The sequence below is a fragment of the Frateuria sp. GZRe12 genome (assembly GCF_051900535.1).
GTDB lineage: Bacteria > Pseudomonadota > Gammaproteobacteria > Xanthomonadales > Rhodanobacteraceae > Frateuria_A.
In genome coordinates, this window is record NZ_JBHZGI010000002.1 from 157,990 (window position 1) to 171,702 (window position 13,713).

General features: G+C 69.0%; 11 protein-coding genes. 2 read left to right on the plus strand and 9 right to left on the minus strand.

Annotation, left to right across the window (positions count from 1 at the left end; all coding sequences use genetic code 11):
* Positions 1 to 61: 61 nt before the first annotated feature.
* Both lpdA and aceF read right to left on the minus strand, forming a co-directional pair.
* On the minus strand, positions 62 to 1,894 hold the full coding sequence (lpdA, locus tag ACFWZ4_RS06475) for a dihydrolipoyl dehydrogenase (RefSeq protein WP_439703911.1): 1,833 nt from the start codon (positions 1,892 to 1,894) through the stop codon (positions 62 to 64).
* A 15-nt stretch (positions 1,895 to 1,909) separates the two neighbouring features.
* The gene (gene aceF, locus ACFWZ4_RS06480; RefSeq protein WP_439703912.1) at positions 1,910 to 3,718 is read right to left on the minus strand and encodes a dihydrolipoyllysine-residue acetyltransferase; all 1,809 of its coding nucleotides are present in this window, start codon (positions 3,716 to 3,718) and stop codon (positions 1,910 to 1,912) included.
* 201 nt (positions 3,719 to 3,919) lie between these two features.
* On the opposite strand from aceF, the gene ACFWZ4_RS06485 reads away from it, so the two are divergent.
* Complete coding sequence (locus ACFWZ4_RS06485; protein WP_439703913.1) at positions 3,920 to 4,804, plus strand: ABC transporter ATP-binding protein; 885 nt, start codon at positions 3,920 to 3,922, stop codon at positions 4,802 to 4,804.
* 4 nt (positions 4,805 to 4,808) lie between these two features.
* Positions 4,809 to 8,396, plus strand: coding sequence for a M1 family aminopeptidase (locus ACFWZ4_RS06490; RefSeq protein ID WP_439703914.1), 3,588 nt, complete (start codon positions 4,809 to 4,811; stop codon positions 8,394 to 8,396).
* 78 nt (positions 8,397 to 8,474) lie between these two features.
* Here the strand turns inward: ACFWZ4_RS06490 and ACFWZ4_RS06495 are convergent, their stop codons facing one another.
* The 7 genes from ACFWZ4_RS06495 to ACFWZ4_RS06525 all read right to left on the minus strand — a co-directional run bounded on the left by ACFWZ4_RS06495 (position 8,475) and on the right by ACFWZ4_RS06525 (position 13,682).
* Entirely contained in the window at positions 8,475 to 9,317 is an 843-nt protein-coding gene (locus ACFWZ4_RS06495) for a mechanosensitive ion channel family protein (protein ID WP_439703915.1), read from the minus strand.
* Positions 9,318 to 9,576: 259 nt separating this feature from the next.
* Positions 9,577 to 10,392 carry a DUF2884 family protein gene (locus ACFWZ4_RS06500; protein WP_439703916.1) on the minus strand — a complete coding sequence of 272 codons (816 nt, stop codon included), beginning with the start codon at positions 10,390 to 10,392 and terminating at the stop codon, positions 9,577 to 9,579.
* A gap of 99 nt (positions 10,393 to 10,491) precedes the next feature.
* Positions 10,492 to 10,779 carry a DUF2845 domain-containing protein gene (locus ACFWZ4_RS06505; protein ID WP_439703917.1) on the minus strand — a complete coding sequence of 96 codons (288 nt, stop codon included), beginning with the start codon at positions 10,777 to 10,779 and terminating at the stop codon, positions 10,492 to 10,494.
* Between the two features lie 31 nt (positions 10,780 to 10,810).
* The gene (locus ACFWZ4_RS06510) at positions 10,811 to 11,383 is read right to left on the minus strand and encodes a DUF924 family protein (RefSeq protein WP_439703918.1); all 573 of its coding nucleotides are present in this window, start codon (positions 11,381 to 11,383) and stop codon (positions 10,811 to 10,813) included.
* 37 nt (positions 11,384 to 11,420) lie between these two features.
* Positions 11,421 to 11,861, minus strand: a complete 441-nt coding sequence (locus ACFWZ4_RS06515; RefSeq protein ID WP_439703919.1) for a PA2169 family four-helix-bundle protein — start codon at positions 11,859 to 11,861, stop codon at positions 11,421 to 11,423.
* A 151-nt stretch (positions 11,862 to 12,012) separates the two neighbouring features.
* On the minus strand, positions 12,013 to 12,765 hold the full coding sequence (locus ACFWZ4_RS06520; protein WP_439703920.1) for a DUF2884 family protein: 753 nt from the start codon (positions 12,763 to 12,765) through the stop codon (positions 12,013 to 12,015).
* 68 nt (positions 12,766 to 12,833) lie between these two features.
* Positions 12,834 to 13,682, minus strand: a complete 849-nt coding sequence (locus tag ACFWZ4_RS06525; RefSeq protein ID WP_439703921.1) for an energy transducer TonB — start codon at positions 13,680 to 13,682, stop codon at positions 12,834 to 12,836.
* Positions 13,683 to 13,713: the final 31 nt, after the last annotated feature.

Consider the following 13,713-nt stretch of genomic DNA (forward strand, 5'->3'; position numbering starts at 1 on the left):
GGCCGCACAAAAAAAGCCAGCCGCCGGGTGGGCGACTGGCTTCTTGTTCGCCTGAGCCGCGCTATTTCTTCTTCGGGATGTACAGGTCCGTGATGGTGCCTTCGTAGACTTCCGCCGCCATCGCGACCGACTCGCTCAAGGTCGGATGCGGGTGGATGGTCAGCGCGATGTCGGCGGCCTCGGCGCCCATCTCGATGGCCAACGCCAGTTCGGAGATCAGGTCGCCCGCATGCGGGCCGACGATGCCGGCGCCGACCACGCGGTGGGTTTCCTCGTCGAACAGGAGCTTGGTGAAGCCCTCGGTGCGGTCGATGCCGATCGCGCGGCCGGAGGCGGCCCAGGGGAACTTGCCCACGCCGACCTTGAGGCTCTTCTCCTTGGCCTCGCGCTCGGTCACGCCCACCCAGGCGATTTCCGGATCGGTGTAGGCGACCGAAGGGATCACGCGGGCGTCGAAATGGCTCTTCATGCCGGCCACCACTTCGGCGGCAACGCGCGCCTCGTGGGTCGCCTTGTGCGCCAGCATCGGCTGGCCGACCAGGTCGCCGATGGCAAAGATATGCGGCACGTTGGTGCGCATCTGCGTGTCGACGTTGATGAAGCCGCGCTCGGTCACCGCCACGCCCGCCTTGTCGGCGCCGATCTTGTTGCCGTTGGCGGAGCGGCCCACGGCGACCAGCACGCGGTCGAACACGGTGGTGTCGGGAATGCTGTCGCCTTCGTAGCGGACTTCGATACCCTTCTTGGTGGCCTTGGCCTCGACCACCTTGGTTTTCAGGTGCACGCCCTTGAGCTTGCCGCCGAGGCGCTTGGCCAGCGGCTTGACCAGGTCCGCGTCGGCGCCGGGGATCAGCTGGTCCATGAACTCGACCACGGTCACTTCGCTGCCCAGCCCCGCATACACCGTGGCCATCTCCAGGCCGATGATGCCGCCGCCGACGACCAGCAGCTGCTTCGGAATGTCCTTCAGCTCCAGCGCGCCGGTGGAATCCATCACGCGCTCGTCGTCCCACGGGAACATCGGCAGGCGCACGGCCTGCGAGCCGGCGGCGATGATGGCGTGCTCGAAGCGGATCAGCTTCGTACCTTCGGCCGTCTTTACTTCCAGCTCGTGCGGGGAGACGAAGCTGCCCGTGCCCTGCACGGTGCGTACCTTGCGTTGCCTGGCCATGCCGGCCAGCCCGCCGGTGAGCTTGCCGACCACCTGGTCCTTGAACTTGCGCAGCTTGTCGAGCTCGATCTTCGGCTTGCCGAAGCTGACACCGTGGGCGGCCATCGCTTCGGCCTCGTCGATCACGGCCGCGGCATGCAGCAGTGCCTTCGACGGGATGCAGCCGACGTTGAGGCAGACGCCGCCGAGGCTCGCGTAGCGTTCGACCAGCACGGTGTCGACGCCCAGGTCGGCGGCGCGGAAGGCGGCGGTGTAGCCGCCGGGGCCCGAGCCGAGGACGACGAGTTTGCATTCGATGTCGGCGGGTTTGGACGACACCGCTGCCGCTTGCGGCGCCTTGGCTTCCTCTCCCCCCCGGGGAGAGGATTGAGGTGAGGGGGCGGAGCTCGCGGGGACGTCGGTTTTTGTCTTCGCTCCATTGCTCGTTTCGGGCGAGGGCGCCCCCTCACCCCGGCCCTCTCCGCGGGGGGGAGAAGGCGCAGAAGCCTCGGCTTCGAGCGTAAGGATCACCGCACCCTCGGACACCTCGTCGCCCACCTTCACCTTCAGCTCCTTCACCACGCCGGCGGCGCTGGAAGGAACCTCCATCGTGGCCTTGTCCGACTCCAGCGTGATCAGGCTCTGTTCCTTCTCCACGCGGTCGCCGGCTTTCACCAGAACCTCGATCACCGGCACGTTGTCGTGGCCGATGTCGGGGACTTTGACTTCGATCGTGTTCGCCATGGCCTCGGCTTCCCGTCAGAGCAGCAGGCGGCGGATGTCGCCGAGCTGGGTGGCGAGGAAGGCGGCGAAGCGCGCGGCGAGCGCGCCGTCGATAACGCGATGGTCGTAGGAGAGCGACAGCGGCAGCATCAGCCGTGGCGCGAACTCCTTGCCGTTCCACACTGGCTTCATGGACGCCTTCGAGACGCCCAGGATGGCCACCTCCGGCGCATTGACGATCGGCGTGAACGCCGTGCCGCCGATGCCGCCCAGCGAGGAGATCGAGAAGCAGCCGCCGGACATCTCGGCCGGGCCGAGCTTCTTCTCGCGCGCCTTCTTCGAGATCTCGCCCAGCTCGCGCGCCAGGTCCAAGAGGCCCTTCTGGTCGCAGTCGCGGATCACCGGCACCACCAAGCCATCGGGCGTGTCCACCGCGATGCCGATGTGGAAGTACTTCTTGAGGATCAGCTTCTCGCCGGCCTCGTCCAGCGAGGCGTTGAACTGCGGGAACTGCTTGAGCGCCGCGACCACCGCCTTGATCTGGAACACCAGCGGGGTGACCTTCAGGTCCTTGTTCTCTTCGCCGAGCTTCTTGCGGAAGGCCTCCAGCTCGGTGATGTCCGCATCCTCGTGCTGGGTGACGTGCGGGATCATCGCCCAGTTGCGCGAGAGGTTCGCGCCGGAAATCTTCTGGATGCGGGTGAGCGGCTTCTCCTCGACCGGGCCGAACTTGGCGAAGTCGACCTTCGGCCACGGCAACAGGTTGAGCCCGCCACCGGCGGCCACCGGCGCGCCCTGCACCGGACGCGCGCCGGAGGCCAGCGCGTGCTTGACGTAGGCGCTGACGTCCTCGCGCTGGATGCGCCCGGCGCGGCCGGAGCCCTTCACCTGGGCCACGTCCACGCCGAGCTCGCGCGCGAAGGCGCGGATCGCCGGGCTCGCATAGGGCGCGTCGCCCGGCATGATCACCTGGGCGTCCATCGGCGGACGGGCGCGCGGCGCGACGTCGCCCTCGGGCACGTTGCCCGGCAGCACGGCCCGGCCGCCGGCCGGCGCGGACGGGCCGGAGACCTTGGGACCGCCACCACTGACCGGCAAGCCGGTCGCGGACTGTGCATCCGGCGAGGCCGTGGGCGACGGCGCCGAGGCGGCCGGCGCCGGGGCGGCAGCACCGCCTTCGATCAGGGCGATCACCGCGCCCTCGGAAACTTCATCGCCCACCTTGAGCTTGAGCTCCTTCACCACGCCGGCGAACGGCGCGGGCACTTCCATCGTGGCCTTGTCCGATTCCAGCGTGATCAGGCTCTGGTCCTTGGCGACCGTGTCGCCGACCTTCACCAGCACCTCGATCACGGGCACGTTGTCGTGGCCGCCGATGTCCGGCACGCGCGCCTCGCGCACGCCACCGGCCGCCGGAGGGCCGGCCGGCGCGGGGGTGGGCGGCGCCTCGTCGACGGCGCCCTTGCCCGAACCGGGCTCAGCGGCCTTGGCCTGTCGATCGGAAGCGAGTGGCGCCGCGGCGGGCGCGGGAGCTTGCGGCGAGGCCGCCCCCTCACCCCTGCCCTCTCCCCGGTGGGGAGAGGGGGACGCGGAGCCGGCTTCGCCGGCGGGTTCAATAATGGCGATCAGCGCACCCTCGGAAACCTCGTCGCCGACCTTGAGCTTGAGCTCCTTCACCACGCCGGCAAACGGCGAGGGCACTTCCATGGTCGCCTTGTCCGATTCCAGCGTGATCAGGCTCTGTTCCTTCTCGACGCGGTCGCCGGCCTTCACCAGCACTTCGATCACCGGCACGTTGTCGTGGCCGCCGATGTCGGGGACGCGTGCTTCTTTGGGGTCGGCCATGGGGTCTCCTGCGATGGCAAGCGCGCAGCGCCCGGGGATGACGGCCGCGCAAGGCCTCCCATGATAGCGAACGGCCGCCCGCCGCACAGGGCTGACCGGCGATGGGCCGTCTGGCATGCATGACCTTGTGCCGATGTGCCCGCCGGCAGCGCTGCCTATGCTGGTTTCCGGCGCCGCGCGGGGCGGCGCGGAGTAGCCTGCATGCTGACCATCCGCCACCTGTCCAAGACCTATGCCAACGGCGTGCACGCGCTGCGTGGGATCGACCTGGACATCCCGCAGGGCATGTTCGGCCTGCTGGGGCCCAACGGGGCAGGCAAATCCTCGCTGATGCGGACGATCGCGACGCTGCAGGACCCGGACCAGGGCAGCATCGAGCTCGACGGCATGGACCTGCTGGCGGACAAGCCGGCCACCCGCCGCCTGCTCGGCTACCTGCCGCAGGAATTCGGCGTGTACCCGAAGGTGTCGGCCGAGGCCATGCTGGAGCACTTCGCCGTGCTCAAGGGCGTCACCACCCGCGGCGAGCGGCGCGACCTCACCGAGGCGTTGCTTCGCCAGGTCAACCTGTGGGACGTGCGCAAGCGCAAGCTCGGCAGCTTTTCCGGCGGCATGCGCCAGCGCTTCGGCATCGCCCAGGCGCTGATCGGCAGCCCCAGGCTGGTGATCGTGGACGAGCCGACCGCGGGCCTCGACCCGGAGGAGCGCAACCGCTTCCTCAACCTGTTGGCCGAGATCGGCGAGAAGGTGGTGGTGATCCTCTCCACCCACATCGTGGCCGACGTGACGGACCTGTGTCCGCGCATGGCGATCATCGGCCAGGGCCAGGTGCTGCTGGCCGGCGAGCCGCGCGAGGCGATCCGCGGCCTGGACGGGCGCGTGTGGCGCCGCACGATCGACAAGGCGGAACTGGACAACTACCGCGCCCGCATGACCATCCTTTCCACCCGCCTGGCCGGCGGCCGCACCCTGTTGCACGTGCTGGCCGACGCATTGCCGGAACCGGGCTTCGAGCCGGTGTCGCCGGACCTGGAGGACGTCTATTTCGGCCGGCTGCGCGCGCAGGCCACGGCACGGGCGGCCTGACGCCATGCTGGGAGAGGTCTTTTCCTTTGAATGGCGCCAGCAGTGGCGCGCACCGCTGTTCTGGATCATGGCGCTGGCCTTCGGCGGGCTCGCCTTCGCGGTCGCCAGCACCGACGCGGTCGTGATGGGCGGCGCCAGCGGCAACGTGCTGCGCAACGCGCCGATGGTGATCGTGCGGCTGGTCAGTGCTTTCACGATCTTCGGGATGCTGGCCGGCGGCGTGTTCGTCGCGGGCGCGGCACTGCGTGATTTCGACCACAACACCGCCGAGCTGGTGTTCGCCACGCCGGTCAGCCGCGGCGCCTACCTCGGCGGCCGCCTGGCCGCCGGCTACGCGGCGGCGATGGCGATCATGCTGGCGGTGGCGCTGGGCGTGGCGCTGGGCGGCGCGATGCCGTGGGTCGACCCGGCGCGCCTGGGGCCTCCCGGGTGGCACGGCTACGCCTGGGCGTTCGGCGTGATGGTGTTGCCGGACATGCTGTTCGTGACCTCGCTGCTGTTCCTGCTGGCGACGGTCACGCGCTCGCTGCTGGCCACCTACATCGGGATCATCGCCTTCATCGTGCTGCTGTCGCTGTCGGGCCTGCTGACCCGCGACGTCAACCATCACATCGTGGCGGCCATGCTCGATCCCTTCGGAGGCCGCACGCTGGGCATCGTCACGCGCTACTGGTCCGCCGACGAGCTCAACCACCGCCTGCCGCCGCTGGACGGGCTCCTGTTGTGGAACCGGCTGCTCTGGCTGGGCGTTTCGGTGCTGCTGGCCGGCGCCGCCTTCGCGCTCTTCCGTACCGATCGCGAGGGGCTGCGCCTGCCCGGGCGCAAGATGCGCGCCGAGCCGCCGCTGCTGCGCCCGATGCCCGGCGCGTTGCGCAGCGGCCTGCCGACCGTGCGACTGGGGCACGACCTTCGCGCCCGCCTCATGCAGCTGCGTGCGCTGCTGGCGTTCGACGTCGGCCAGGTGCTGCGCGGCGTGCCTTTCCTGGTCATGCTGGTGTTCGGGCTGGTCAACCTGCTGTTCGCGCTGGCCTTCGCCGGGGACTTCTACGGCACGCCGGTCTACCCCGTCACGCACACGGTGCTGGAGACGATCCAGGGCAGCTTCCACTGGCTGCTGGCGATTATCGTGACCTTCTATGCGGGCGAGCTGGTCTGGCGCGAGCGCGACCGGCACACCGCCGAGGTGGTCGATGCGTTCCCGCTGCCGGACTGGCTGCCGCTGGCCGCGCGGTTGCTGGCGCTGGTCGCCGTCGTGCTGGTTTACCTGCTGATCGGCGACCTGGTCGGCATCGCCTGGCAGCTCGCCCATGGGTACACCCGGCTGGAGACGGGCCTGTACCTGGCCATGCTGGGGCTGGATGCCGCGCCGTTCGTGCTGCTGGCGGTGCTGATGCTGCTGTTCCAGACGCTGGCCGGCAGCAAGTTCATGGGCTACCTGTTGGGCATCGTGTGGCTGGTCGCCTCGCTGATCGGCTTCCCGCTGCTGCACTGGGAGCACAACCTGTACGTCTTCGGCCACGCCTCGTCGGTGCCGTATTCGGACATGAACGGCTTCGGCCATTTCCTGGCCGCCGCGTTGTGGTTCGACCTGTACTGGGGTCTTGCGGCGGCGGCGATGCTGGTGGTCGCCGCGCTGTTCAACGTGCGCGGCACCGGCACCACCTGGCGCGAGCGCCTGCAGGAGGTTCGCGCGCGGCTGCGCCGTCCGGCCGCGATCGCGCTGGGCCTGGCGCTGGCCGGCTTCGTCGCGACCGGCGCCTGGATCTTCTACAACACGAACGTGCTCAACCACTACACGAGCAGTGAGGACGAGACGCGCCAGCGCGCCGATTACGAGAAGAAGTACTCGAAATACGAGCACCTGCCCCAGCCTCGGATCACGGCGGTCAGGACCGACGTGGACATCTATCCGTACCAGCGACGGCTCGGGATCCGCGGCCACTACACGCTGGTCAACCGCAGCGGCCAGCCGATCGACAGGCTCCACGTGAACTTCGATACCGACTTCACCTTGAAGTCGCTCCAGTTCGCGCCGCACGAAACGGTCAGCAACGACACGCGCCTGGGCTACGCGATCTACCGCCTGAAGCGGCCGCTGCCGCCCGGCGCGTCGATGACCTTCGATTTCCAGCTGGAATACGCCCCGCGCGGCTTCACCAACGAGCCCTCCGGCCAGTTCCTGGTCGCCAATGGCAGCTTCTTCAACAGCCAGCTGCTGCCGCGCTTCGGCTACCAGAGCGAGGCGCAGCTGACCGACCGCGGCGATCGGCGCAAGTACGGCCTGCCGCCCGACGTGCCGCGCATGCCGAAGCTGGGCGACACCAGGGCGCTGGGCGACAACTACGTCAGCAACGACGCCGACTGGATCGACTTCGAGACCACCGTCTCCACCGCCGCCGACCAGATCGCGCTGGCGCCCGGCGACCTCACCCGGAGCTGGACCGCCAACGGCCGGCGCTATTTCACCTACACCGCCGACCGGCCGATGCTGGACTTCTTCGCCTGGCTGTCAGCGCGCTACGCCGTGAAGAAGGTCAGCTACGACGGCATCGCCATCGAGGTCTACTACAACCCGGCGCACACCTGGAACGTGGCGCGCATGATCCAGGCGACCAGGGACGCACTGGCCTACTACCAGGCCCATTTCACGCCCTACCAGTACCGCCAGGTGCGAATCCTGGAATTCCCCAACTACGCGCACTTCGCGCAGTCCTTCGCCAACACGATTCCCTATTCCGAAGGCGTGGGTTTCATCGCCGACCTGCGCGATCGGTCCAAGGTCGACTACGTCTACTACGTGACCGCGCACGAGGTCGCGCACCAATGGTGGGCGCACCAGGTGATCGGCGCGCACATGCAGGGCTCGACCATGCTCAGCGAATCGCTGGCGCAGTACTCGGCGCTGATGGTGATGAAGCACAGGTACGGCGCCGACCAGATGCGCAAGTTCCTCAAGTACGAGCTGGACAGGTATCTGATGAGCCGCGCCACCGAGAAGGTCGCCGAGGAGCCCCTGGCAAAGGTCGAGAACCAGCAATACATCCACTACAACAAGGGTTCGCTGGTGTTCTACGCGCTGCAGGACTACGTCGGCGAGGACGTGTTCGACCGGGCGCTGAAGCAGTTCCTGCTTCACTGGCAGTTCCGCGGCCCGCCCTACCCCAGCGCGCAGGATTTCATGGACACGCTCTCCGGCGCGCTGGACCCGAAGTGGAAGTGGCTGCTGGACGACTTGTTCTGGAAGATCACGCTGTTCGACAACCGCATCAGCGAGGCCATGGCTAAGAAGCTGCCCGACGGTCGCTACGCGGTGACCCTGAAGGTCCACGCCGGCAAGGTCCACGTCGATGGTACCGGCAAGGAGACGCCGGCCGAACCGGACGTTCCGGTGGACATCGGCGTGTTCGCCGCCTCGCCGGTCGGGGGCCGCGACGGCAAGCCGCTGTATTTGCAAAAACGCCTGCTGCCGGCGGGCGACAGCACGGTCACCGTCACCGTGGAGGAGACGCCCGCCGAGGCGGGCATCGACCCGTTCAACGAACTGATCGACCGCGTGTCGGGCGACAACAGGCGGCCGGTGACGGTGCAATAAGCACCATGTAGGTGGTGCTTCGGCCCACCGCACGCTTGCGCGGAGGGGGCGGTGGGTCGGAGCCCACCCTACGGCAGCTCAACCCGACTTCCTGCTCCCGTCCGGCAAGGCGCCCTGCACCACGGTCAGCTCGCGCTGCGGGAACGGGATGCTGATGCCGGCCTCGTCGAAACGTTCCTTGATCTTGCGCAAAAGCTCGGTCTGCGCAGCCCACAGGTCCCCGCTGCGCGTATAGGCGCGGATGATGAGCTCCACCGAGCTTTCGGCCAGCATGCCGGTGACCACGCTGGGCGGCGGTTCCTTGAGGATGCGCGGGTCGGCGGCGAACAGCTTCTCGATCTCGCCGATCGCCTGGCCGATGTCGTCCTTGTAGCCGATGCCCACCTTCAGCTCGAACCGGCGCGTGCCGCGACGGTTGGCGTTGATGATCGCGTCGCCGCCGATCTTGGCGTTGGGCACGATCGCCTCGCGGTTGTCCGGCAGCACCAGCTGCGTGTACATCAGGTTGACCGTCTCCACCGTGCCCTCCACGCCGCCGGCATGGATGAAATCGCCCGCGCGGAAAGGCCGGAACACGATCAGCAGCACGCCCCAGGCCAGGTTGCTGAGCGAACCCTGCAAGGCCAGCCCGATGGCCAGGCCGCTGGCGCCCAGCGCGGCGACCAGCGGCGCGGAGGGCACGCCCGCGGTGATCAGCGCGCTGACCACCAGCACCGCCACCAGCACGCCATAGATCAGGTTGCGCAGGAAGCCGATCAGCGTTTCGTCCACGCTCGCCCGGTGCATCGCCCGCTGGACGAGGTTGGCGACGCGCGCCGCCAGCCAGCTGCCGATCAGCAGGATCAGCAGGGCAATGAGGATGTTGATCCCCAGCTGCGTGGCGTTCTCGGAAAAATGGATCCGGGCAAGCAGGTCGGGCATGGCGTCACTCCGCGTACGAACCAGCCGTGAAGCCTAGCAGGGGCATGTCGAGGCGATGCTTCGCAAGAGCCCGCTTGGGGATGATGCCTTTTGCCCGGATCACCACAAGGAGCGTCGCCCACAGGTGGGTTCTGCAAGGGGCGCGCGGTCGCGTGGAGGCAAAAAAAACACCGCGCCGGTCTGGGGAAACCGGCACGGCGCATGGCCGCACTTGGGGTGTGGTGTGGGAGAGCGGCCGGCCCCGCAAGCCGTGGGATGGCTAGCGGGTCTGGGGCTTCGTCTTGGCGGAAGCCTCGTTGTCATGCTCCGGCTGGTGGTCGACCAGCGCCAGGCGCGAGCCGTCCTTCAGGCGGAATTCGAATTGCTGCTGCAACTGATCGAGCCGGGCCATGCGCGGACAGAGCGCCTCGGCGCGTTCGCTGAGCTTGTCCGCACGCGCGTCCACCTGCTGATCGATGCTGCGGTCCAGCGAATCGGCGCGCGCTTCCAGCGCGGCCACCTGGCTCTGGTCGCCGCTCAGCGCGGCTTTCACCGCCTTGGCGGTGACCGTGCTGACCAGCGACTCGACCGCGTTGCCAACCTGGTTTTCCATCAGGTCCTCGACGCTGTGCTGGCGCCATTCGCCGTGGCCCAGGCCGCTGTCGACCTTGGTCAGGGCCTGCCTGTGCTGCTCGTTGAGTTCGGTCATCAGCCGCGTGCGTTCGGCCGGATCGTCGGCGAAGCTGGCGACCACCGTGGTAAGCGCGTCGAAGCCGATGTCCACGCCCTCGCGGGCGATCGAGGCGACTTCGGGCAACAGGCTGCGCACCTGGCCCTCGTACTCGCGCAGGCGGCTCGCGTCGGCGGCCGAGACGGCCACGTCGCGGCCGTCGATGCGCAGCGCGCCCTCATGCATGAACACGCTGCCGGGCTTGCCATCCTGGCGTTCGAACGTGATGCCCTCCGGCTTGACCAGCACGTCGTAGTCGGTGCCGAAGTTGCACTGTTCGTGATTCACGTGCAGGCCGCCCGCCTGCGCCGGCGCGCCCAGCACCAGGCCGGTGGCGATTGCGAGGGAAAGGATCAGCGTGCGCATGGACCGGCTCCGCGGTGACGTTGGCGCCAGCTTCCCGCGGCAGCGCGCCGCGGACATGGGCCAGGCGTCATGCCGTGCCATCGGTCATGCCTGGGAAGCTCAGGGGTGCTGCTCGATGTCCGCCACCACGCCGTCGACCAGCGTCACGGTGATCTCGCGCCCGTCGTCGCGATAGATCAAGCTTTCGCTGGCGGGCGTCACGACCACGACACCGCGGCCGTGATGTCGCGCGCGCTGGTGGGTCACCCGCATGGGCCGGCCCAGCAGTTCGCGCACCTGCGCGGCGCTGTCGCCGGCCACCAGCAGGCGGCTGCCCACGCGGAAAGTGTCCGAGGCGATCGCGGCAAAGGCGAGCAGCCACAGGCCGCCGATCAGGATGGTGCGCATGTCGTTCCCTCCGTGGAGTCGACGACGCGCGCTAGAAGCCGCCACCCTCCGCGAGGTAGGCCTCTTCGTCCGGCGTGCTGGGCCGATCCAGCAACGCATTGCGATGCGGGAAGCGGCCGTAGCGCGTGACCACTTCGCAGTGCCGGCGCGCGTAGTCGAGGAAATTCTCATATTGCCCGCGCGCATGGGGCGAGGCCTGTAGGGCGAGCGCGCGGAACAGCGTCACCGAACGCCACTGCAACGCGAGATCCTCGGCGTGTTCGAGCGGCAGGTAGGCGAACACGCGCTCGAGCGGCGTCAGCGCCTCATCGTCGCGCCGTTCCAGGCCTTCCAGCGCCAGCGACTGGGCCCGGTTGTCCTGGGCGAAGGCGCGCGCGTCGCCGCGATGGATGTTGCGGCTGAATTGATCGAGCACGATCAGAAGTGCGAGCCAGCCGTGCGGAGTGATGGCCCACAGGTCCAGCGCGCCGGTGGTGGCTGCGTCCAGCGTGGGACCGAAGCGTGCACGGACGACCTCGTCGAACCCGGGATCGCGCACGAACCAGCGCACCGTATGCTCGTCGGCGAACCAGAAATCCAGTACATCCTGCGCGGTCGCGGTCATGCCGTTTCTCCCTGGGCCCGCCCCGGGTGGGCGGAGCTTAGCAGCGCCGGGCGCGGGCCAGGCTATGCATGTCCAGGTGGATGCCCTGCAGCCGCGGCAACTGGCGGCGCAGCACCAGCGCGGCCTCCGGCGTGGCGCGCTGCAGGCCCTGTTCGAAGGCGTGCACCAGCGCCGCTTCGCCGTGCGCCAGCCGGGCAATCCAGGCGGTGTCGCGGCGCGGCGTGTCCGGCAGCAGCCATTCGATCAACTGGCGCCGCGCGGATCCGCCCAGCCGACCCCGCCGCGCCGGCGTACCGCCCAGGTGGCTGACCTGGCCCTGCAGGTCCGCGATCACCTGGTCCAGCGCGCTCGCGTTCTCGCCCAGCACCACGCGCAGGCCCGGTTCCCTGGCCTGGTCCGAAGCGTCGCGGTACATCGCACGCAGGTCGATGCCCTGGCGGATCAGCGCGTTGAACAGCGTTTGCGGGCGTGGGGCCACAGCGAGCGGCTCCTTGGGGTATCGAGATGGGCGACCATGGTCGGCCTTGCGCACTTAGCCGCGGATTAACTCGCGCCGGCGGCGGGGCTCGCTGTGGATCGTCCGTCAGGCGGCGTTCGGGTTCACGCCTGCGCACTGGCCGGGGCGGGGGCTATTGCCCAATCCGCACCAGGTTCAGTGGCTGCCCATCGGCTCCGCGCACGCCCTGCTGCAGATCGGCCAGCCGCTGGATCGACGGGCACAGCGCCTGGACCTGCGGCTGCAACGCCTGCATGCGACGCTGCAGCCTCGGCTGCAGCTGCGTGGTCAGGTCCGCCGCCTCGTCACGCAGGCGCGCGGCCTCGGCCAGATCGCCGTTCAGGGCCGCGGCCAGGGCTTGCTGGCCGAGGTCGGCGGCAACCAGCGGCGCCAGGTCGCCGATGATGCGGTCGGCAAGCTGTTGGGCGGCGTCGCCCTGCCAGTCGTGGGTGCTGTTGCTCTGGGCGATGCGCTGCCTGAGCTGCGTCGCATGCGCGGACAATCGCCGGTCGAGCTCGGCCAGGGTGGCGGGCGCCAGTTGCATGCCGGCGGCCTCCTCGTGCACCGCGCGCACCGCCAGGTCCACGCCCGCATCCGCCACCGCCCGCACGCGCGGGACCAGCGCGCGCAGCTCGCGCTCGAACAGCACCAGCCGGTCCTGCGCTTCGGCGTGCAGGCGTACCGGCTGGCCGTCGGTGCTCAAGACACCGTCGGCGACCTGCACGTGGAAGGGCGCCGGCTGCGCGCGATCGAACAGCAGGCTGTCCGGTTTCACCGTCAGGTCGTAGCTGCTGCTGGCGTGGCAGGTGTCGCCCAGGTCCTGTGCGTGCAGGACTGGCTGGGCGGTGGCGAGGATCAGGCTGGCGAACAGGAGCCGCAGGCGCATCGGTGTCGTTCCGGAAAGGGACCTGAAGCGATACCCGCCCGCGCGTCAACGGCGCCTGAACTGGCAGCTCAGCCCCGGTCCAGCGGCGTGAGCAGCGACAGGCTCGACGCGCCGAAGACGCCGTCGTCGGGCAAGGCATCCACACTGCCGGTGAGCATGCGGTCGGCGTCACTCCACGGCACCGGTTCGAGCGGTCCGGGGACGTACGTCTGCCATTGGCCGTACTTCGCTTCGGGGCTGGGCGCGGTCGGGGCCGGGCCCACGTGCAGTTCGTAGGCCACTGGCACCGTGACGTCCCGGTAGAGCGCGTGGTCGGAGGGATCGGCCGGACTGAACGTCCATTGCCGCGCCGCGCTCAACGTGGCCTTGGCGAACACCTCGCGCCAGTGCTTCATCTCGTTGTCGCTGGCGATGACTTGCAGGTTGACCTGTTCGGCCGCGGCGTCGGACACGCGGCCCTCGCGATCCAGGCGCAAGGCGATATAGACCGTCCCTTCGACCCGGCCGCGGATGGCCTGCATCGGGTAGCGCGGAGGCGTGCCCTTGTCCTGGCTGATGCCCCGGCCGGGATCACCGAACCACGCGCTGCGCACGCCGACCCGGAACTTGCCGTCACCCATCGGCTGGGCGACCACGCGCAGGCTCATGCGGGCCTTGGCGGCCACCGGTTTGCCGTCGCGCAGCACCGGCTGGAAGGTCCAGCCTGGGACCGCCTTGCCGATCAGGTCGGCGACCAGCGGCGGCAGCTTCTCCGGATGATCGAGCGTGTAGCCAAGGACCGTTCCTTGCGGCGTCACGCCGATCGAACCTGTCACGACCATGCTGGCTTCGACCTTTTCGCGGGTCGCCCGTGGTCCAGCGGCCAACGCCGTGCCAGCCAGCAGCAACCCCACCATCCCCATCAGCAAGCGCTTCATCCCCAAGCCTCCCCAGGTCGGTTCGGGAAAG

Bases quoted from the DNA above. Each gene is read 5' to 3' on its own strand.
- ACFWZ4_RS06525 (WP_439703921.1), bottom strand. From the start codon at position 13,682: ATGAAGCGCTTGCTGATGGGGATGGTGGGGTTGCTGCTGGCTGGCACG.
- ACFWZ4_RS06505 (WP_439703917.1), bottom strand. From the start codon at position 10,779: ATGCGCACCATCCTGATCGGCGGCCTGTGGCTGCTCGCCTTTGCCGCG.
- ACFWZ4_RS06485 (WP_439703913.1), top strand. From the start codon at position 3,920: ATGCTGACCATCCGCCACCTGTCCAAGACCTATGCCAACGGCGTGCAC.
- ACFWZ4_RS06490 (WP_439703914.1), top strand. From the start codon at position 4,809: ATGCTGGGAGAGGTCTTTTCCTTTGAATGGCGCCAGCAGTGGCGCGCA.
- aceF (WP_439703912.1), bottom strand. From the start codon at position 3,718: ATGGCCGACCCCAAAGAAGCACGCGTCCCCGACATCGGCGGCCACGAC.
- lpdA (WP_439703911.1), bottom strand. From the start codon at position 1,894: ATGGCGAACACGATCGAAGTCAAAGTCCCCGACATCGGCCACGACAAC.
- ACFWZ4_RS06500 (WP_439703916.1), bottom strand. From the start codon at position 10,392: ATGCGCACGCTGATCCTTTCCCTCGCAATCGCCACCGGCCTGGTGCTG.
- ACFWZ4_RS06520 (WP_439703920.1), bottom strand. From the start codon at position 12,765: ATGCGCCTGCGGCTCCTGTTCGCCAGCCTGATCCTCGCCACCGCCCAG.
- ACFWZ4_RS06495 (WP_439703915.1), bottom strand. From the start codon at position 9,317: ATGCCCGACCTGCTTGCCCGGATCCATTTTTCCGAGAACGCCACGCAG.
- ACFWZ4_RS06510 (WP_439703918.1), bottom strand. From the start codon at position 11,383: ATGACCGCGACCGCGCAGGATGTACTGGATTTCTGGTTCGCCGACGAG.